Annotated in this window: 19 protein-coding genes; 6 read left to right on the forward strand and 13 right to left on the reverse strand. The window is 67.3% G+C overall.

Features of this window, described 5'->3' with window-relative positions; all coding sequences use genetic code 11:
• Window positions 1-51: 51 nt before the first annotated feature.
• Together ASD68_RS07730 and ASD68_RS07735 are read right to left on the reverse strand one after the other, a co-directional pair.
• Window positions 52-510 (reverse strand): GNAT family N-acetyltransferase, encoded by a 459-nt coding sequence (locus ASD68_RS07730; RefSeq protein WP_056605412.1) that lies wholly within the window; start codon window positions 508-510, stop codon window positions 52-54.
• A gap of 13 nt (window positions 511-523) precedes the next feature.
• A complete protein-coding gene (locus ASD68_RS07735; RefSeq protein WP_056605415.1) occupies window positions 524-931 on the reverse strand; it encodes a rhodanese-like domain-containing protein in 408 nt (135 codons plus the stop codon).
• A gap of 87 nt (window positions 932-1018) precedes the next feature.
• Between ASD68_RS07735 and ftrA the strand changes: the two genes are divergently transcribed.
• Window positions 1019-2026, forward strand: a complete 1008-nt coding sequence (gene ftrA / locus ASD68_RS07740) for a transcriptional regulator FtrA (protein ID WP_056607372.1) — start codon at window positions 1019-1021, stop codon at window positions 2024-2026.
• Between the two features lie 54 nt (window positions 2027-2080).
• On the opposite strand, the gene ASD68_RS07745 is transcribed toward ftrA, so the two are convergent.
• Complete coding sequence (locus ASD68_RS07745; protein ID WP_056083943.1) at window positions 2081-2311, reverse strand: hypothetical protein; 231 nt, start codon at window positions 2309-2311, stop codon at window positions 2081-2083.
• A gap of 202 nt (window positions 2312-2513) precedes the next feature.
• Between ASD68_RS07745 and ASD68_RS07750 the strand changes: the two genes are divergently transcribed.
• A complete protein-coding gene (locus ASD68_RS07750) occupies window positions 2514-3254 on the forward strand; it encodes a hypothetical protein (RefSeq protein ID WP_056605417.1) in 741 nt (246 codons plus the stop codon).
• A gap of 99 nt (window positions 3255-3353) precedes the next feature.
• Here the strand turns inward: ASD68_RS07750 and ASD68_RS07755 are convergent, their stop codons facing one another.
• The 4 genes from ASD68_RS07755 to ASD68_RS07770 all read right to left on the reverse strand — a co-directional run bounded on the left by ASD68_RS07755 (window position 3354) and on the right by ASD68_RS07770 (window position 5834).
• Window positions 3354-3959 carry an NAD(P)H-dependent oxidoreductase gene (locus tag ASD68_RS07755; protein WP_056605420.1) on the reverse strand — a complete coding sequence of 202 codons (606 nt, stop codon included), beginning with the start codon at window positions 3957-3959 and terminating at the stop codon, window positions 3354-3356.
• A 111-nt stretch (window positions 3960-4070) separates the two neighbouring features.
• Complete coding sequence (locus tag ASD68_RS07760; RefSeq protein ID WP_156458368.1) at window positions 4071-4352, reverse strand: DUF427 domain-containing protein; 282 nt, start codon at window positions 4350-4352, stop codon at window positions 4071-4073.
• Window positions 4352-4888 carry a peptide deformylase gene (gene def, locus ASD68_RS07765; RefSeq protein WP_056081280.1) on the reverse strand — a complete coding sequence of 179 codons (537 nt, stop codon included), beginning with the start codon at window positions 4886-4888 and terminating at the stop codon, window positions 4352-4354. The genes ASD68_RS07760 and def overlap by 1 nt, the downstream gene beginning before the upstream one ends.
• Before the next feature lie 148 nt (window positions 4889-5036).
• Window positions 5037-5834: a DUF4197 domain-containing protein gene (locus ASD68_RS07770; RefSeq protein ID WP_056605426.1), complete on the reverse strand. Its 798-nt coding sequence runs from the start codon at window positions 5832-5834 to the stop codon at window positions 5037-5039.
• A gap of 176 nt (window positions 5835-6010) precedes the next feature.
• Between ASD68_RS07770 and ASD68_RS07775 the strand changes: the two genes are divergently transcribed.
• The 3 genes from ASD68_RS07775 to ASD68_RS07785 all read left to right on the forward strand — a co-directional run bounded on the left by ASD68_RS07775 (window position 6011) and on the right by ASD68_RS07785 (window position 8968).
• Window positions 6011-8083, forward strand: a complete 2073-nt coding sequence (locus ASD68_RS07775) for a carbon starvation CstA family protein (protein WP_056607374.1) — start codon at window positions 6011-6013, stop codon at window positions 8081-8083.
• Entirely contained in the window at window positions 8083-8277 is a 195-nt protein-coding gene (locus ASD68_RS07780; RefSeq protein WP_056083948.1) for a YbdD/YjiX family protein, read from the forward strand. Before ASD68_RS07775 ends, ASD68_RS07780 begins: the two co-directional genes overlap by 1 nt.
• Window positions 8278-8434: 157 nt before the next feature.
• Entirely contained in the window at window positions 8435-8968 is a 534-nt protein-coding gene (locus ASD68_RS07785; protein ID WP_056607377.1) for a DUF2127 domain-containing protein, read from the forward strand.
• Here ASD68_RS07785 and ASD68_RS07790 read toward each other — a convergent pair.
• The 6 genes from ASD68_RS07790 to xerD all read right to left on the reverse strand — a co-directional run bounded on the left by ASD68_RS07790 (window position 8956) and on the right by xerD (window position 17595).
• A complete protein-coding gene (locus tag ASD68_RS07790) occupies window positions 8956-9864 on the reverse strand; it encodes a DMT family transporter (protein ID WP_056605429.1) in 909 nt (302 codons plus the stop codon). The two genes, ASD68_RS07785 and ASD68_RS07790, sit on opposite strands and share 13 nt — an antisense overlap.
• A gap of 159 nt (window positions 9865-10023) precedes the next feature.
• Window positions 10024-10920, reverse strand: coding sequence for a glycosyltransferase family 2 protein (locus ASD68_RS07795; RefSeq protein ID WP_056605432.1), 897 nt, complete (start codon window positions 10918-10920; stop codon window positions 10024-10026).
• A gap of 64 nt (window positions 10921-10984) precedes the next feature.
• A complete protein-coding gene (locus ASD68_RS07800; protein ID WP_235578680.1) occupies window positions 10985-11689 on the reverse strand; it encodes a hypothetical protein in 705 nt (234 codons plus the stop codon).
• Between the two features lie 65 nt (window positions 11690-11754).
• Complete coding sequence (gene purL / locus ASD68_RS07805) at window positions 11755-15624, reverse strand: phosphoribosylformylglycinamidine synthase (RefSeq protein ID WP_056605439.1); 3870 nt, start codon at window positions 15622-15624, stop codon at window positions 11755-11757.
• Window positions 15625-15803: 179 nt separating this feature from the next.
• Window positions 15804-16595 (reverse strand): DsbC family protein, encoded by a 792-nt coding sequence (locus ASD68_RS07810; RefSeq protein WP_056607379.1) that lies wholly within the window; start codon window positions 16593-16595, stop codon window positions 15804-15806.
• Between the two features lie 82 nt (window positions 16596-16677).
• A complete protein-coding gene (gene xerD / locus ASD68_RS07815; RefSeq protein WP_235578681.1) occupies window positions 16678-17595 on the reverse strand; it encodes a site-specific tyrosine recombinase XerD in 918 nt (305 codons plus the stop codon).
• Window positions 17596-17644: 49 nt separating this feature from the next.
• On the opposite strand from xerD, the gene ASD68_RS07820 reads away from it, so the two are divergent.
• Window positions 17645-18142, forward strand: coding sequence for an RDD family protein (locus ASD68_RS07820; RefSeq protein WP_056607380.1), 498 nt, complete (start codon window positions 17645-17647; stop codon window positions 18140-18142).
• Window positions 18143-18156 lie beyond the last annotated feature (14 nt).

Here is an 18156-nt window from a genome sequence, read left to right on the forward strand (position 1 = left end):
GGATAGGGGCGGCTCGACGAAGGTGATCCCATCGCACCTGGCGATGCCGCCTCAGGCCAGCGCCAGGAAAAAGCGGCGTTTGGACTTTTCCACCGCGCCGGCACGGCGATAGAAACGGGCAGCGTCACCGTTCCATTCCGGCGTTTGCCACTGGATCTCCGCACAACCGGAACGACGGGCGAAATCGCCGACCGCCTGCAGCAAGGCGGCGCCGGTACCGTGGCCTCGCCATCCCTCACGCACGAACAGGCAGTCCATGTGCAGGAATTCGCCGCCCTGCCAGGTGGAGAACTCCCACGCGGCCGTGGCATAGCCCGTCACCTCCCCGGCCGCCTCTGCCACCCAACCGTGCAATCGCGGCGTGGCGGCGAACAATGCCTGCGAGAGTGCCTTGGCCTTGCCCGCGCGCCGATAGGGTGCGCCTTCGTGCCGCGCGTGTTCGCCGCACATCACCACCAAAGCTTCGATGTCGTTCGGTCTTGCCGGTCGCACTTCAGCGGTGGTGCTCACGCCCGGCGACCGCTCAGTCATCATCGGCACCGATGGCCAGCTCGAACCCCTCATCGATCCAGCCCGTGATACCACCGGCCATCAGCTTCACCGGCCGTCCCAGCCGGGCCAGCCGCACGGCGGCACGCGCCGCGCCATTGCAATGCGGGCCGGCGCAATACACCACGAACAAGGTCTCCGCGGGGTGCTTCGCCAGCCGCGATTCGATGATCTTGGCATGCGGGATGTTGATCGCGCCGGGGACGTGCCCGCGCTGGTAGTGCGCCGGGCCGCGGGCATCGACGAGGACGAAGCCCGGCTCGGCCTGCTGCAGGGCGTCGTGCGTATCCCAGCAATCGGTTTCGAAGGCGAACGCCGCTTCGAAATGCTGCAGCGCCTGCGCGGACGGCGCGGCGGGAATCTGGGTGACGGCGTTCGACATGGGTGCTCCCGGGTGCGGATGGAGACTCATTGTTCGGCCGCGGCGGGGCGCGCACAATTGGCGAAAACGACACGCTTCGATCAGATCATGCCAATCTCCCGTCGCCGCCGAACCCCGCCCAACCCACTGGTCGCCGCGCTGGTCTACGACGGCTTGTGCGGCTTCGAGTTCGCCTGCGCGGCCGAGGTTTTCGGCCTGCCACGACCCGAATTGCAGCCCGGCTGGTACCGCTTCGAAACCTGTGCCGCCGAGCGCGGCCCGCTGCGTGGTCAATACGGCATGCGGGTGACGGCGGACGCGGGACTGGAGCGACTCGCCGACGCCGGCACCATCATCATCCCCGGCTGGAAAGGCCTCGACGTGCCGGTACCGACACGCGTGCTGGACGCCCTGCGCGAGGCGCATGCACGCGGCGCACGGTTGCTGACGATCTGCTCGGGCGCCTTCGTGCTGGCCGCCACCGGCCTGCTCGATGGCCGCCGCGCCACCACCCACTGGCGCTACGCCGAGGCGCTGCAACGCAGGTACCCGCGCATCAAGGTCGATCCAGCGGTGCTGTACGTGGACGAAGGCCAGTTGCTCACGTCCGCCGGCAGCGCGGCGGGCCTGGACTTGTGCCTGCATCTGGTGCGTCGCGACCACGGCGCCGACGTGGCCAACCAGGTGGCGCGGCGGCTGGTGATTCCGCCGCACCGCGACGGCGGCCAGGCGCAGTTCGTCGAGCGGCCGGTGGCGAAACGCGAATCCAGCACGCTGTCAAAAGTGATCGACCACATGCAGCGGCGGCTGGCCAGCCACCAGCCGATCGCCGAGCTGGCCGCGATGGCGGCGATGAGCGAACGCAGCTTCATGCGCCACTTCAAGCAGGCCACCGGCACCAGCCCGGCGGACTGGTTGATCGCGGCGCGGGTGGACCGGGCGCGGGAATTGCTGGAGGGTTCGTCGCTGTCCATCGACGCCATCGCCGGCGAGTGCGGCTTCGGCAGCGCGATCACCCTGCGCCATCATTTCCGCCGCAAGCTGGGCGTCAGCCCCGGCGCCTACAAGGCGCGCTTCGCTGCCGCGGAAACACGGCGGGAACCGACCACCGCGTGACGGCCGATGCGCCGACGCCGTAGCGTCGCTGCACTCAATCCGCCGCAACGCAAATCAGGCAGCCGTCTTGGCCGCCTGCAGGGTTTTCGCCTTCAGGTCCAGCGCATCGGCTGCGTCCAGCAGCGCTCGCGCAAAGCTGCGCACCTCACCGGGACGCAGGGCGTACCAGTTGCCCTTCTTGCTCACGTCGCCCACGGTGCGGCCGACGCGGGATACGCAGTGCGGTCGAAAAATCACCATCCCGGTCAGCAGTTCCGAGCTGATATCCGCGGACACAATCTGCATGTGCGTTTCATCTTCTTTCTTCACCAAATCTCTCCCCGGCGGAAAGCCACCGCTCTCCAGCTTACGCCACCGGTGATTTGGCGGTTGCCACCGCAACGGTGTGGAGCACCAAACACGGGAATCCTATACTCGCCGAGGGCCTACTGCTGGATGCGGTATCCGGCGGCATGTCCCTCCCTCCATCACACAAGGATTCCCCAAGATGAACGGACTTGCCGATGTGCGTATCGAAGACTGGAACCGCCTGCAACAAGAAGTAGCCCGTTTGCGCGTGCTGGTGATACTCGCCCTGCTGGCGGTGGTTGCGCTGGCCGCCGTGTCCCTGCTGCGCAAACCCGAGGCGCCGGCCAAGCCCGACGCGATCATCCGCACGCAGGGCCTGGTGATCACCGATGCCCAGGGCCACGACCGCATCCTGATCGGCGCGCCGGTGCCCGCCAGCAAGGACCGCACGCGCAAGGACGACGCTTCGGACGGCATCATCTTCCTCGGCAAGACCGGGGCGGATCGCCTGGCCGTCGGGCAAACGCCCACGCTGCATATCGATGGCAAGACCTACAAGCGTAGGGGTGATGACAACAACTACGGCATGACGCTCTACGACACCAAGGGCAGCGAGCGTGGAGGCATGGCTTTCATGGGGACCGGACGCGTCGGGATCGCGCTTGATCGTGCCAAGCCTCCCTACGAGGCGATTGGGTTGATGGTCGACGACGCGGACAACTTCGCCGGCATGTATGTCAATTACGGTGATCCCGCGGCTCGGGACGCAGCCTTTGAGCTGAGTACCAATGCCAACAGTGTCCATGTCCGGTTCAACGGCACGGATGGTCTTCCGCGCACCCAAATGAACGTGGACGGCAAGAGCAAACCCGCCTGGCAGTTCGACGACGCAGCTTCGGCGGCATCAGCCGCGAAGGCTGCGCAGGCCACCGCGAACTGACGGCTTCGCCGTGTGGGTGCGCGAATGCCGCGCACCCACACGGCATATCGGCAAGCGAACGGGCGACATCGGTGGGCACCACCGTCCCGCGACACGTCCCTACTTCGTCGGCGGGTACGGGCTTCCCTGCAACAGCCCCGCCAGATGCGCCGCATTGCAGGCCTGGGTCTTGATCGCGCCGGCCAGCGCCTTGGGCGTTTCCTTCAGGTCGATGTAGTTGGTCTTGTGCATCGCCTCGCCGACCCAGTAGCTGGAGCTGCCCCCGGGGATACTGAAACCGACATCGGCCAGCGCCTGGTAGAGCTCCGCGGTGACGTGATGCGCACCGTCCTCGTTACCGACCACGCAGACCATGGCGACCTTGCCGAAGGTGGGATAGACGCCGTGCTCGTCGATCTCGCCGAATACCGCGTCGAGACGTTCGCACACCCGTTTGGCCACGCTGCATGGCTGGCCCATCCAGATGGGCGTGGCCAGCACGAAGATGTTGGCGTCGTCGATGCGTTTGCGCAGCGCGGGCCACGCGTCGCCCGGCCCCTGGTCGGTCTTCACGCCGGGCTTGATGTCGTGGTTGACGGCGCGCTCGCTGGCGGTGGTCACGTCGTAGCCCTGCAGTGCTTCCAGCACCTGATCGAGCAGTTTCTGGGTGGACGACGGTTCGTTGCCGGTCTTGAGGGTGCAGTTGAGGCCGAAGGCGGAAAGCATGGCGGCTCCTTGAATCAAGGGCTTTCCACCCTGCACCTGCGGATGTCGAGATGCGGTCGGCGTAACGTGTTGCTGCCGTGTGGCGACAGCGTCCGGGCAACGCCCGCCGTATCAATCGACGACGCGCACCCCTTTCCAGAACGCCACCCGACCGGCGATCTGCGCCGCGGCTTCCTTCGGCTGCAGGTAGTACCACGCGGCCTGGGCATTCACTGCATCACCGACCACCACGTCGTAATAGCTGGCCGTGCCCTTCCACGGACACACGCTGTGATGATCGCTTTCGCGGAAATATTCCTCTCGCAACGAGGCGGCGGGAAAGTAGTGATTGCCTTCGACCACGACGGTGTCGTCGCTGTCGACCAGCACGGTGTCGTTCCAGATGGCTTTCATCAATCGTCTCCCAGGTCCTGCCCCGGAAACAGCACGTCGGTGTAGCCGAACTTGCTGAAGTCGGTGATGCGCGAGGGGTACAGGCGACCGATCAGGTGGTCGCATTCGTGCTGCACCACGCGGGCGTGGAAGCCTTCGGCGGTGCGGTCGATGCGGGTGCCTTGCGGGTCGACGCCCTGGTAGCGGATGAGTGAGTAACGGCTCACCGCGCCGCGCAGGCCCGGTACCGACAGGCAGCCTTCCCAGCCTTCTTCCATGTCCTGCGACAGTGGGGTGATCAGCGGGTTGAGCAGGATCGTGCGCGGCACTGCCGGTGCGTCGGGGTAGCGCTCGTTGTGGTCGAAACCGAAGATCACCAGTTGCAGGTCGACGCCGATCTGCGGCGCGGCCAGACCCACGCCGCCGGCGTCATGCATGGTTTCGAACATGTCGGCGATCAGCACATCCAGCTCCGCGCTGCCCAGCATTGCCGTGGGCACGGCCGGGGCGACGCGCAGCAACCGTGGGTCGCCCATCTTCAGGATTTCGCGAATCATGCAGAACCTCGACGTGGAATCGCCATCTCTTGACGATCTAGGGGCGGTGCGGCGCAATGCAAGCGATGTGGCTCACGAGCCACGAGAAGCACGAGCCCCGGCGAGCCACAAAGCCTGAGCGTCGTGTTTGTCGAACCCGCAAGCGGGTTCAACGGCCGCCGAACACCTTTTTCAGCAACTCGGTGCTGCGCGCAGCGGGGTTCTCGCGGATCGATCGTTCCTGCGCGCCGATCTCGGTGAACAGGCCATCCAGTGTTTTCGCTGTCACGTAGTCGTCCAGGTCCAGCGGGCTGCCGCCCTTGTTCGACTTTCCGCCGCCCAGCGCCCCGAGCACGCTGCCGAGCTGGCCACCACCGCTGCCAGAGGTGAACGCCTTGTATTTCCGGGTGACGCCGGCGCTGTCGGTGGCCTGGGCCACGATGGGATGGATGCGCGCGGTCAGTGCATCGCCGGCCACGCGACGGAAGAAATCGGTGGCCGCGTGGTCACCGCCGGTGAGGATGCCGCGCGCGTCGTCCAGCGTCATCTTGCGGATGGCGTCGCCGAAGATCCCGGCAACCTGTGGCACCGCCTTCTCGGCGGCGCGGTTCATGCTCAACTCGAACGCATCCACCTTGGCGCCCTGGCCCAGTTGCCTGGCCAGCTGGCCGGCCTGTTCGAGCTTGCCCGGCAGGGGAATACGCACCTTGGCGTTGTTCCAGAAGCCGCCGTCGCGGCCGAGACTGTTGATGGCGTTGGTGGTGCCCTTGGCCAGCGCTTCCTTGAGGCCGGCGGCGATGTCGCTGGTCGGCAGGTTGCTGCCCGCCTGCGACGTATTCGAGGTGTGCGTCGACTGCTTGACCTTGTTCAACAAGTCCTTGAATTGATTGGACCCGACGGCGCCCACCGGCAACGCCAGAGCCACCAGGGCAAGACCGCACAAACCGTGACGTATCGCGATGCGCATGGCGTATTTCCTCGATGGCGGCGGGCCGGGCAGTGTAGCGCCGCCCCTGTGACGCGGTGTGCACGGATCTCGCAATTCGACCAATGGCTAATCCGGCTGGCCTTATTTGGCATTGACCATCGCCGCCGCCGGGCGGAGTCTTGCGGTATTGCCGAGGAGGAGTTGCCATGCAGACGATGCAAGCCACCGTTCCCCCGCCGAGCGCCGCCAGCAAGATTGTCTGGGTCGCGATCGCCATCATCGGTGCTTTCTGCCTGGGCGTGGTGGCATTGAGACGGGGCGAACCGATCAATGCGATCTGGCTGGTAGCTGCCGCAACGGCGATCTTCGCCATCGGCTACCGCTTCTACGGCAAGTTCGTCGAACACTCCGTGTTGAGGTTGGACCCCACCCGCGCGCCGCCCTCCGTGCTGCGCAACGACGGCCTCGATTACGTGCCCACCGACAAATGGGTGGTGTTCGGCCACCACTTCGCCGCGATCGCCGGCGCCGGCCCGCTGGTCGGCCCGGTGCTGGCTGCCCAGATGGGTTATCTGCCCGGCACGTTGTGGATCCTGTTCGGCGTGGTGTTTGCCGGCGCGGTGCAGGACTTCATGATCCTTGGCCTGTCGCTGCGCCGCGACGCGCGTTCGCTCGGCCACATGTTGCGTGAGGAGTTGGGACCGGTGCCCGGCATCGTGGCGATGATCGGCGTGCTGGTGCTGATGATGATCGTGCTGGCGGTGCTGGCGCTGGTGGTGGTCAAGGCACTGACGCACAGCCCGTGGGGCACGTTCACCGTGGCCGCCACCATCCCGATCGCGTTCCTGATGGGCGGCTACATGCGCTGGTTCCGACCGGGCCGCATTCTCGAAGTGTCGATCATCGGCCTGGTGCTGCTGCTGGTCTCGATCTGGGCCGGCAAGTACGTGGCGGACTCGGCCACGCTGGCGCCGCTGTTCGACATGGACGCCAAGGCGCTGGCCTGGTGGCTGATCGGCTACGGCTTCGTCGCCTCGGTGTTGCCGGTGTGGCTGCTGCTGGCGCCGCGCGATTACCTTTCCACCTTCCTGAAGATCGGCACCATCGCGTTGCTGGCGCTGGCGATCCTGATCGCCGCGCCGGACCTGCAGATGCCGGCGGTGACCCGCTTCATCGACGGTACCGGCCCGGTGTTCGCCGGCGACCTGTTCCCGTTCCTGTTCATCACCATCGCCTGCGGCGCGGTGTCTGGCTGGCATTCGATCATCGCCTCCGGCACCACGCCCAAGCTGCTGGCCAACGAAGGCCAGGCGCGCATGGTCGGTTACGGCGGCATGCTGTGCGAAGCCTTCGTGGCGATCATGGCGTTGATCGCCGCCACCTACCTGCACCCGGGCGTGTACTTCGCGATGAACTCGCCCAGCGCCATCATCGGCACCACGGTGCAGGAAGCGGCCACCACGATCAGCCAGTGGGGCTTTGTGGTGACACCGGACGAGTTGATCAAGACGGCCCAGGACATCGGCGAAAACAGCATCCTCAGCCGCGCCGGCGGTGCGCCCACGCTGGCCGTGGGCATGGCCCAGTTGCTGCACAACATCCTGCCGGGCGGCGGCATGATGGCGTTCTGGTACCACTACGCGATCCTGTTCGAGGCGCTGTTCATCCTCACCACGGTGGACGCCGGCACCCGTGTGGGCCGCTTCATGATCCAGGAGATCGCCGGCCTGATCCACCAGCCGCTGCAGGAAACCGAATCGTGGGCCGGCAACCTGCTGGCCACCGCGATCTGCGTGTTCCTGTGGGGTTATTTCCTGTACCAGGGCGCGGTCGACCCGCTGGGCGGCATCAACACCTTGTGGCCGTTGTTCGGCATCGCCAACCAGATGCTGGCGGCAATCGCGCTGATGCTGGCCACCGTGGTGGTGGTGAAACTCAAGCGCGAGCGCTACGTGTGGGTGCCGGGCATCCCGGCGATCTGGCTGATCATCTGCACGCTCACCGCCGGTTACCAGAAACTGGTGGGCCCGATCAGCTTCACCGCCGCCGCCAACAAGTACAACGCGGCCCTGCAGCAGGGCCAGCTGCTGGCGCCGGCCAAGACCCCGGCCGCCATGCAGCAGATCGTCACCAACAACTACGTGGACATGGCGCTCACCGGCCTGTTCATGCTGCTGATCGTGGTGATGGTGGTGTTCTGCCTGCGCGCGCTGATCCGGGGCTGGCAGGCCAACCATCCCACCGCGCATGAAGAGCCCTACGTGGCGTTGGGCAGCGTGGCGTCATGATGGCCAGCACGTTGAACGCGGTACGCAAGTGGGCGGTGCAGACCGCCCGCCTGTGCTGCGGCATACCCGACTACGACGTCTACGTGAAGCATCTGCGCGAGCATCACCCCGAACGCAAGGTGCCCAACTATGGCGAGTTTTTCCGCGAACGGCAGGAAGCGCGTTACAAGGGAGGCGGCGGGCGCTGTTGCTGAGGGGCTGCTCAATGTAGGAGCGGCTTCAGCCGCGACCGCTTCTGCTCCAACGCCGAGCTGTCGCGGCTGAAGCCGCTCCTACAAGGTAATGACATGGCGCATTGGTCAACCGGCGCCAAGCGAGGACAATGGGCCGCTTGTCTGCCCGATGCCCACCATGTCCCCCTCCGAAAACACCCTGCTGTCCCCGCTGAAATCCGCACCGCTGCAACGCCACCCCGGACTGCGTGTCATCGCGATGTACGAGATCGTGAAGACCGCCTGCCTGCTGCTGGTGGCGATGGCGGCGTTCCATCTGGACCATCAGCAGAATTTCGAACACCTGGTGCACTGGCTGGAACATCTTTCGCTGGCCGACAGCAATGGCCTGCGCTGGAAACTGGTGGGCGTGCTGGTGGCGTTCGGTCCCAGCAAGTTCGTGGCGGTCGGCGCGGTGGCGTTGGGTTATGCGGTGCTGTTCGGCGTCGAGGGCATCGGCCTGTGGCTGGGCAGGCACTGGGCGGAATGGTTCACGGTGATCGCCACCGGTTCGCTGATTCCGCTGGAGCTGTACGAGACGCTGCACCGCTTCGGCTGGTTGAAACTGGCCACCCTGGTGGGCAATGTGGCGATCATCATTTACCTGGTGCGGATCGCATTGCAGCCGCGTGGCGGCGCATCCATCAGGACGCAACAGCCTCACACCTCGTGATGCACCGCCTCGGCTTGCAGCGCGGCCGCCGTGTCGGACCGGCGCGGCGCCAGCTCCACCAGATACATCGCCGCCAGCACCAGCGCGCCGCCTGCCAGCATGCGCCAGCCCAGCACGTCACTGCCGAACAGCACCGCGAACGCCGCGGCGAACACCGGCTCGGTGGTCATCACGATGGCGGCGCGGGTGGCCGGCAGGTGTGACTGCGCCCAGGTCTGCATCAGCATCGCGCCGGCGCCGGCGATCAGCGCCATGTACAGAATCGCCAGCCATGCATTGCGGTCGGGTGGCCACACCGGGCCGTGCGGTGCGGTGGCCAACAGGCAGACCGCGGCGATCGCCAGCATCTGCACCGCCGACATGCCGAACGCCTCGCCCGGCCGCGACCATTGCCCCAGCCCCACGATGTGCAGCGCATACAGCACGGCCGAGGCCAGCGTCAGCCACACGCCCAGATCCACCGAAAGCCCGTTGAGCGACAGCAGCGCCAACCCCGCCGTGGACAAGGCCACCGCCAGCCACGTCACGGCAGGCATCCGCCGACGCAACAACAGCACCGCCAGGATCGGCGTGAACACCACATACATGCCGGTGACAAAACCGCTGACGCTGGGCGCGATCAAGGCCAGGCCCCACGTCTGCAGCAACTGCCCCACACCATAGAGCGCGCCCAGCAACAAGCCGCGCACCAGTTGTTGCCGTCCAAGCCGCCACACCGGCCGCGCGAACAACGCCAACATCACCCCCGCGCCGATCAGGAAACGCACGGCCAGAAAATCCGCCACCGGCATGCGCCCCACCACGTCCTTGATCAGCACGAAGGTCGAACCCCAGACGGCTGTCATTGCCAGCAGGCCGAGGGTCGCGAGGGTGGTGGTCTGGCGTGGGTTGGGCATGGGGTGCTGGATGGAATGGGGAATGGGGAAGCTCCCATCGATCGCCCTGAGCGTAGCCGCGCAGCGGCGGAGTCGAAGGGTGGTTATGCGGCAGGGCTTCGACTACGCCGCTGCGCGGCTACGCTCAGCCGGAACGGTTGAGGAAACTGTTGCGCGAAATCAGGCGTTCCCGCCCCGAACCCGTTGCCTCGCACGCCACCACTGCCCCGGCACCAGCAACAAAAAGTGTCCCCAGATACCGAGCCACACCGCGGCCGCCAGCAGCGGGTTGCGCGCGGCCGGGTCGAACTTGCGGAACCAGCGCCACATGCCGCTGTGCTTGTAGCGGCTGACGAACACCGGCCGGTGGCGGCTGGAACTGCCCTTGCCATGCGGCACATGCACGTCGCCCGCCAGCAGCACCTGGTAGCCGGCATCACGCACTCGGCGGCACAGGTCCAGATCCTCGCAGTGCAGGAAATAGCCTTCGTCGAAGCCTTCCAACTGCTGGAAAACCCCGCGCGGCAGCAGCATCACCGCGCCGGAGACGGCCTCGGCTTCCACCACCCGATCGGGCATGGCGCCGTCGATCGCCACGCCTTCTCCCGCGCCACCGAACAGGCTGGTGAGCGCGCGCCGCAACAGCGGGTCGCGGCGGAACGAGGCCGGGTCGGGCTGGCCGTCGGCGTCGCACACCACCGCTCCCACCAGTCCCGCACGCGGATGCGCTTCGAGGATATCGAGCAACCGCTGCAGCGCCGTTTCCTGCAGCAGGCAATCGGGGTTCAACACCAGCAAGGTTTCGCCGCATGCCTGTGCAGCCGCGCGATTCACCGCCGGCCCAAAACCCAGGTTTGCGTGGTTCTCGATCACCCGCAGGCGCCCGTCACCCGCGTGCGCCTGCGCGATCGCCTGCGGCATGCCGTCGGTGGAGGCGTTGTCGATCAGGACCAGTTCCAGCGGCAAGGTACTGGCCAATACCTCGCGCACACCATCGCGCAGCGAGGGACCGCTGTCGGCCGACACGACGATGATGCTGACCGCGGGCGCGGAAGCGGAAGAAGAAGGAGGATTCACCGGCGCAAGTATGCGTGAGACGGGGCAATGTGAGAACCGGATGGGTGCATCGGTGGGAGCGCTCCTACCGTCGCCCGCGGGAGCCGGCGACGTGTTCCAGCGGCACCGGCATGTCGCCTTCGCGCCGTTGCAGCCAGGGCTGTTCGCCGTCCCAGCCATACAGGTTCCAGCCGCGCAGGCGGTGGCAGCGGTGATGGTCGCGATCGCATAGCAGCAGGCGACGGCCGTGTTCGGGGCGGGCAGCGAACCAGCGTCCGCCCGGGCTGAAATCGCATTGCTCGCCGGCTTCCACTTGCATGCCGTCCGCAAACAGGTAGCTGCCCTCGCGCCACTGCAAGCGGCCGCCGCGCGGGTCGGCGAGTTCCGCTGATGCGGCGTGCCACTCGGGTGGGCGCAGTTCGATGATGCGGGCGGGCGGGCCGATCGGCGCGCGGGCCAACTCGGGCCATTCCGCGTCGGAGGTGGTACCGGCGGGGGCGCGGCGCAGGTCGCGATCCAGCCACGCCTCCATGCCGGCCAGCAAGGTGTAGCCGGCGAGTGCGCCCAGCAGTGCGGCGCCCACGCCGAACGCTCCGCCACCCAATGCCCGTTGCAGTGCGACCATCACCCCGGGCAGGCCCCAGCGCAACGCCTGCCGTAACAGTCTGGCGTGTTCAGCCGGCCAGTGCAGTTGCAACAACAACGCGGCAGCCAGAGCCAGCAACAGGGGCAGCCCCAGCCACCATGGCAGCAACGCCAGCGCCGCCAGCCATGCCAGCATCGGCGCCATGGCATGCCACTCGGGTAAGCGCCACCGGGCCATGGCTCAGTGGCGTTCTGTGGGCGGTGGAACGATCAGTCGCACCACACGCGGGCGTTGCGGAACATGCGCATCCACGGTGAATCCTCACCCCAGTTTTCCGGATGCCAGCTCAACTGCACGCTGCGGAACACGCGCTCCGGATGCGGCATCAGGATGGTCACGCGGCCATCGGCGGCGGTGAAGCCGGCCAGGCCGCCGGGCGAGCCGTTGGTGTTGAGCGGGAAGTTCTCGGTGGGCTTGCCGCGGTTGTCGACGAAGCGCACTGCGCCGTGCGACTTGGACGGGCTGCACACCTGCGGAAAACTCACCCGGCCCTCGCCGTGCGCCACCGCCACCGGAATCCGCGAGCCGGTCATGCCCTTGAAGAACAGGCTGGGCGAATCGAGGATTTCCAGCGTGGCCACGCGCGACTCGTACTGCTCCGACGCGTTGCGCAGGAACTTCGGCCAGTGCTGCGCACCGGGAATGATTTCCTTCAGCTGTGACAGCATCTGGCAACCGTTGCACACGCCCAGCGCAAACTTCGTCTCGTCGGCGAAGAACGCGGTGAACTGCTCGCGCAAGTCGTCGTTGTAGAGGATCGAGGTGGCCCAGCCGCGACCCGCGCCCAGCACGTCACCGTAGGAGAACCCGCCGCACGCCGCGAAACCGCGGAAATCGGCCAGCTTCACGCGACCGCTGGCGAGATCCGACATGTGCACGTCCACCGCGTCGAAGCCGGCGCGGGTGAACGCGGCGGCCATCTCCACCTGGCCGTTGACGCCCTGCTCGCGCAGTATCGCGATGCGCGGCCGCTGGCCCTTGGCGATGAGCGCGGCGGCCACGTCCTGCGTCGGGTCGAACGTGAGCTTTGGCGAGATGCCCGGGTCGGCATCGTCCAGACGCCATTCCAGCTCGGCGTCGGCGCTGAGCGGGTTGTCGCGCAGGCGCTGCATGGCGTGGCTGGTTTCGTTCCAGGCCGCGTACAGCGTGCTCCAGTTCCACTTGAACAAGGTGTCGCTGCCGTTGAACAGTTTGATGCCCAGCTTTTCTTTTGGCCGTCCAATCCGGTGGCTGCAACCGGCCAGGTCGTATTTCACCAGCAGGCTCTCGAACGCCTCGCGGTTGGCATCCGCCACCTGCAACACGGCGCCCAGTTCCTCGTTGAACAGCGCGCGCATGGCCGCTTCGGCCCAGCCGTCCAGATGGATTTCCAGGCCGCAATGGCCGGCGAAGGCCATCTCCAGCAAGGTGACGATGACGCCACCGTCGGAACGGTCGTGATAAGCCAGCAGCAGGCCGTTGGCATTCGCCTCCTGCACCAGTTCGAACAGCGCGCGCAGCCGCTTCGCGTCATCGAGATCCGGCGGCACGCCGCCGCCGCGGTTGAACACCTGGGTCAGCGCGGAGCCACCCAGGCGGTCGCGGCCGGCGCCAAGGTCCACCAGCCACAGGGACGAGTGGCCGCGATCGAGCTTGAGTTGCGGGGTCAGCGTGCGGCGCACGTCGCCCACGCGGGCGAAGCCGGTGATCACCAGCGACACCGGCGACACCGTGCGCTGCGGCGTGCCACCGTCCTGCCACACCGTCTGCATCGACAGCGAGTCCTTGCCGACGGGGATGGAAATATCGAGTTCGGGGCACAGCTCCATGCCCACCGCGTGCACCGCATCGAACAACGCGGCGTCCTCGCCCGGATGGTTGACCGCGGCCATCCAGTTGGCCGACAGCCGGATCTCGCCGAGTGAGGCGATCGGTGCGGCGGCCAGGTTGGTGATCGCCTCGCCCACCGCCAGCCGCGCCGCATCGGCGCTGCTGAGCAAGGCCACTGGCGCGCGTTCGGCCATCGCCATCGCCTCGCCCGCGTAACCGTCGAAATCGGCGATGGTCACCGCGCAATCGGCGACCGGCACCTGCCACGGGCCGACCATCGGGTCGCGCGCATTGAGGCCGCCCACGGTGCGGTCGCCGATGGTGATCAGGAAGCTCTTGCTGCCCACGCCGGGCAACCGCAGCACGCGCAGCAGCGCCTCGTCCATGCCGATGCCGGTGAGGTCGGGCACCAGGTCCACGCGCGGCTTGATGCGGGTGGCGTCGCGATGCATGCGCGGCGGCTTGCCAAACAGCACGTCCATCGGCAGGTCGATGACGGTCAGCTCGCGGCGCGGATCGGTCAGCACCAGTTGGCGTTCGGCGGTGGCGTCGCCCACGACGGCATACGGGCAACGCTCGCGCACGCACATGGCTTCGAATTGGGCCAGATTTTCCGGCGCGATGGCCAGCACGTAGCGCTCCTGCGACTCGTTGCTCCACACCTGCATCGGCGACAGCGAAGGATCGTCGCAAGGGATTTTCGACAGGTCGATCACGCCGCCCACGTCGGCGTCGTTGAGCAATTCCGGGATCGCGTTGGACAGGCCGCCCGCGCCCACGTCATGCACGCTGACGATGGGGTTGGCCTCGCCCAGCGCGCAGCAGGCGTCGATCACTTCCTGGCAGCGCCGTTCCATCTCGGGGTTGTCGCGCTGCACCGAGGCGAAATCCAGCTCCGCGCTGGACGCGCCGCCGGCCACCGACGAGGCGGCACCGCCGCCCAGCCCGATCAGCATCGCCGGGCCGCCCAGCACGATCACCTTGTTGCCCGGCTGCACCGGGTGCTTCAGCACGTGGCCCGCGCGCAGGTTGGCCAGACCGCCGGCCAGCATGATCGGCTTGTCGTAGCCGCGGCGCAGGCCGGCTTCGCCGGTCTCGTGCTCGTAACTGCGGAAATAGCCGCCCAGGCAGGGGCGGCCGAATTCGTTGTTGAACGCGGCCGCGCCCAGCGGGCCGTCGCGCATGATCTCGAACGCGCTGGCCATCCGCGGCGGCAGAGGGCGCTCCACTTCCCACGGCTGCGGGTGGCCGGGGATGCGCAGGTCGGAGACCGAGAAACCGGTGAGACCGGCCTTTGGCTTGCCGCCGCGACCGGTGGCGCCTTCGTCGCGGATCTCGCCACCCGCGCCGGTGGCCGCGCCGGGCCAGGGCGCGATCGCGGTGGGGTGGTTATGCGTTTCCACCTTGATCGCGAAGTCGATGCGCTCCTCGATCCCGCGCCAAACGCCATCATCCGGGTCGGTGAAGAAGCGCTTGCCGTTGCTGCCCTCGATCACCGCCGCGTTGTCCGAATACGCGGACAGCGTGTACGCCGGCGAGCGCTGGTGGGTGTGCTTGATCATGCCGAACAGGGTCTTGTCCTGCGCCTCGCCATCCACCGTCCAGCTGGCGTTGAACACCTTGTGCCGGCAGTGCTCGGAGTTGGCCTGGGCGAACATGAAAAGTTCGGCGTCGGTGGGGTCGCGGCCGAGTTCGGCGTAACGGTCGGCCAGGTAGTCGATCTCGTCGTCGGCCAGCGCCAGGCCCAGTCGCTTGTTGGCCTCGGCCAGCGCGCCGCGGGCGTCGGCGCCCAGCGCGATGTATTGCAGATCGCCCGGCGCGCCGCCCAGGAACAGGCTGTGCGCGTCTTCGATACGGATCAACACCGATTGCGTCATCGCATCGTGCAGCAGCGCCATCACCGCTTCGTGGGCAGGCGTGCCGGCGTCCGGCAGGCCGGCCATGCGCCACGCCATGCCACGCTCCACCCGCCGCACGTCGGCGCCGAAGCCGGCGCCATGCAGGATGTCGGTGGCCTTGCTCGACCACGGCGAAATCGTGCCCAGTCGCGGCACCACCCACAGCGTGGCCGGCTCCGGCGCGGCATCCTTCGCTTCCAGCACGGCCAGCAACCGCTGGCGCAGCACGCCTTCGGGCGCGGCATCGGCGTCGATGAAATAGACAAACCACGACGCCTGCACGCGCACACCGTGATGCAGGGCATCCAGGCGGGCGTTGAGGCGTTCGAGGCGGAACGGCGAGAGGGCGCTCTGCCCGTCGAGTGCGATCATGCGGGGAACGGCGCTATGCGAGGGGAAACGCCCATTCTAACCGACCTGCCCGCCCGAGGTCTGCCGTTGGGGTATCCCGCTGCAAAAACCTAGCATTACCTGTAGGAGCGGCTTCAGCCGCGACCCGCCTCCCCGCACAGGCCGGTCGCGGCTGAAGCCGCTCCTACAGAACAGCCAGCTCAGCTGCCTTTCTGCAGCGCGATCAGCATTTGCTCGGGGGTCACATAACCACCCAGCGTGCGGCCATCGGGCGCGACGATGGTGGGCGTGCCGCTGACGCCCAGTTTCATGCCCAGGTCGAACTGGTCCGCCACCGGGTTGGTGCAGGTGGCCGCGGCCGGCGCCTTGCCTGCGATGGCGGCGCTGAAGGCCGCCTTGCGATCGGCCGCGCACCAGATCGACGCCATTTCGCTATAGGTCGCGGTGGGTTTGCCCGAGGTGCTGGCGACGCCTTCACGCGGCCAGGCCAGGTATTCCACCGCGATGCCGGCCTTGTTGAAGGCGGCGATGTGCTCATGCAGCGCGCGGCAATAGCCACAGTTGATATCGGTGAACACGGTGACGGTGTATTTCGGGTTCGCCGGCGCGAACACGATGCGCTGCGAGGCGGGCACCTTGGCCAGTTCCGCCTTGCGGAAGCGGGCCCACGCCGCGTTGCTCACGTTCTTCTTCTGCGTCAGGTCGATCAGGTCGCCGTTGAGCAAGTAGCGACCGTCGCTGCTGAGGTACATCAGCTGGCCCGAGGCGATCACCTGATAGAAGCCCGGCAGTGCCGCCGGCTCCACCGCATCCACCTGCACGCCGGGCGCCAGCGTTTTCAGCGCGTTCCGCACCATGGTGTTGACGGCGGGAGTGACCTTCAGGGGAGCCGGCTCGACCGCACTCGCAGCACCCATCGCTGTCGCGCTGGCGAGCATTGCGCTGGCGACCATCAGGCCGGCGCACGTCGCCAGCAGCCATTTCTTCGACATCACGACCTCGTTCGATCCGGCTTGGCCGGGCATGACAGGCGATTCTCGCATAGTCCGCTGAACCGGCCTGATCCGCGCCCGATCATCCGCGCGGGTGGTGCTGCGCGTGCAACCGCTTCAGGCCTTCCTTCGCCACCAGGGTGTAGATCTGGGTGGTGCTGAGCGAGCTGTGGCCCAGCAGCATCTGCAGCGCACGCAGGTCGGCACCATGGTTGAGCAGGTGGGTGGCGAACGAATGGCGCAGCACATGCGGCGATATGCGCTTCGGGTTGATGCCCACCTGCACCGCATAGCGCTTCACCAGCAACCAGAACATCTGTCGTGTCATGCCGCTGCCGCGCTGGCTGAGGAACAGTGCCGGCGGCTGGCGGGCGCCGGCCAGTTGTGGGCGCGCGTCGGCCAGATAGTTGCCGATGTGCTCCAGCGCCACCTCGCCCACCGGCACCAGCCGGTCCTTGCCGCCCTTGCCGGTAACCCGCAGCACACCCTGGCGCGCGTTGAACCCGGCCAGCGGCAGCTCGACCAGCTCCGACACGCGCAGGCCGCAGGCGTACATCAGCTCCAGCATGGCGCGGTCGCGCAGCCCAAGAGTGCTGCCTAGGTCGGGCGCGGCCAGCAGGCTTTCGATCTCGCGCTCGGCCAGCGCCTTGGGCAGGCTGCGCGGCAGGCGCGGCCGTTCGATCAGGGCGGTGGGGTCGACGAACGAGGGCTCGTCGCGGGCAATGGCCGCGTAATAGCGGCGAAACGTGGATTGCCGCCGCGCCATCGAACGGATCGCCCCCGCGCAGGCCGCGTGGTAGGCGGAGATGTCCTCGCGCCGCGCCGTGCGCAACTGCCGCCCGCGTCCGGCCAGCCACGCGGCCAGCGCCTGCAGGTCGCGGCGATACGCTTCCAGCGTACGATCCGCCAGGCCGTCCTCCGACCACAGCCGTTCGAGAAACGCGGCAATGCCCGCGCGGTCGGCTTCGGCGATACTGGCCGGGTTTTCTTCCTTCGTCATGCGCTCGATGCTGGCCATTGCGCGCGCAACACGCAAGCGATCCACACTGATGTCCAGCACCTTTCCCACCGCCCCGCCCTGCCCGCTGTGGCGCCGATTGACGGCGCTGGTGTACGACCTGCTGATCGTGCTGGCGATCATGATGGTGGCGAACATGCTGGGCCTGCTGGTCACCGGCGGCCGCCTGCTGGACGAACAGCAGCACCTGCGCGCCTGGTGGTTTCCGCTGTTCGAGGCGGCCTGCGTGGGCGGGTATTTCGTGGCGTCGTGGCGACGCGGCGGGCAGACCATCGGCATGCGGCCGTGGCGCATCCGCCTGACCACCGCCGCTGGCGACACACCCTCGTGGCCGCAACTGCTGATTCGCCTGGGTGTCGCCGCCGCACCGTGGTTTTTGCTGGGCCTCACCCACTGGGTCGGGCTTCGACTGGCGCTGTGGGCCGTGCTGGTGGCGTGGGTCGTCTGGTACATACCGGCATTGATCGATCCGCGCCGCCGCGCCGTGCACGATATCGTTGCCGGCACCGAAATCCGTTCACCACCCTGATTCCCACCGTCGCC

Source organism: Rhodanobacter sp. Root627 (genome assembly GCF_001427835.1).
GTDB lineage: Bacteria > Pseudomonadota > Gammaproteobacteria > Xanthomonadales > Rhodanobacteraceae > Rhodanobacter > Rhodanobacter ginsenosidimutans.

Excerpts from the sequence above, each read along its gene's own strand:
- ASD68_RS07735 (WP_056605415.1), bottom strand. The coding sequence starts at position 931 with ATGTCGAACGCCGTCACCCAGATTCCCGCCGCGCCGTCCGCGCAGGCG.
- ftrA (WP_056607372.1), top strand. The coding sequence starts at position 1,019 with ATGCCAATCTCCCGTCGCCGCCGAACCCCGCCCAACCCACTGGTCGCC.
- ASD68_RS07745 (WP_056083943.1), bottom strand. The coding sequence starts at position 2,311 with ATGCAGATTGTGTCCGCGGATATCAGCTCGGAACTGCTGACCGGGATG.
- ASD68_RS07750 (WP_056605417.1), top strand. The coding sequence starts at position 2,514 with ATGAACGGACTTGCCGATGTGCGTATCGAAGACTGGAACCGCCTGCAA.
- ASD68_RS07755 (WP_056605420.1), bottom strand. The coding sequence starts at position 3,959 with ATGCTTTCCGCCTTCGGCCTCAACTGCACCCTCAAGACCGGCAACGAA.
- ASD68_RS07760 (WP_156458368.1), bottom strand. The coding sequence starts at position 4,352 with ATGAAAGCCATCTGGAACGACACCGTGCTGGTCGACAGCGACGACACC.
- def (WP_056081280.1), bottom strand. The coding sequence starts at position 4,888 with ATGATTCGCGAAATCCTGAAGATGGGCGACCCACGGTTGCTGCGCGTC.
- ASD68_RS07770 (WP_056605426.1), bottom strand. The coding sequence starts at position 5,834 with ATGCGCATCGCGATACGTCACGGTTTGTGCGGTCTTGCCCTGGTGGCT.
- ASD68_RS07775 (WP_056607374.1), top strand. The coding sequence starts at position 6,011 with ATGCAAGCCACCGTTCCCCCGCCGAGCGCCGCCAGCAAGATTGTCTGG.
- ASD68_RS07780 (WP_056083948.1), top strand. The coding sequence starts at position 8,083 with ATGGCCAGCACGTTGAACGCGGTACGCAAGTGGGCGGTGCAGACCGCC.
- ASD68_RS07785 (WP_056607377.1), top strand. The coding sequence starts at position 8,435 with ATGTCCCCCTCCGAAAACACCCTGCTGTCCCCGCTGAAATCCGCACCG.
- ASD68_RS07790 (WP_056605429.1), bottom strand. The coding sequence starts at position 9,864 with ATGCCCAACCCACGCCAGACCACCACCCTCGCGACCCTCGGCCTGCTG.
- ASD68_RS07800 (WP_235578680.1), bottom strand. The coding sequence starts at position 11,689 with ATGGCGCCGATGCTGGCATGGCTGGCGGCGCTGGCGTTGCTGCCATGG.
- purL (WP_056605439.1), bottom strand. The coding sequence starts at position 15,624 with ATGATCGCACTCGACGGGCAGAGCGCCCTCTCGCCGTTCCGCCTCGAA.
- ASD68_RS07810 (WP_056607379.1), bottom strand. The coding sequence starts at position 16,595 with ATGTCGAAGAAATGGCTGCTGGCGACGTGCGCCGGCCTGATGGTCGCC.
- xerD (WP_235578681.1), bottom strand. The coding sequence starts at position 17,595 with ATGACGAAGGAAGAAAACCCGGCCAGTATCGCCGAAGCCGACCGCGCG.
- ASD68_RS07820 (WP_056607380.1), top strand. The coding sequence starts at position 17,645 with ATGTCCAGCACCTTTCCCACCGCCCCGCCCTGCCCGCTGTGGCGCCGA.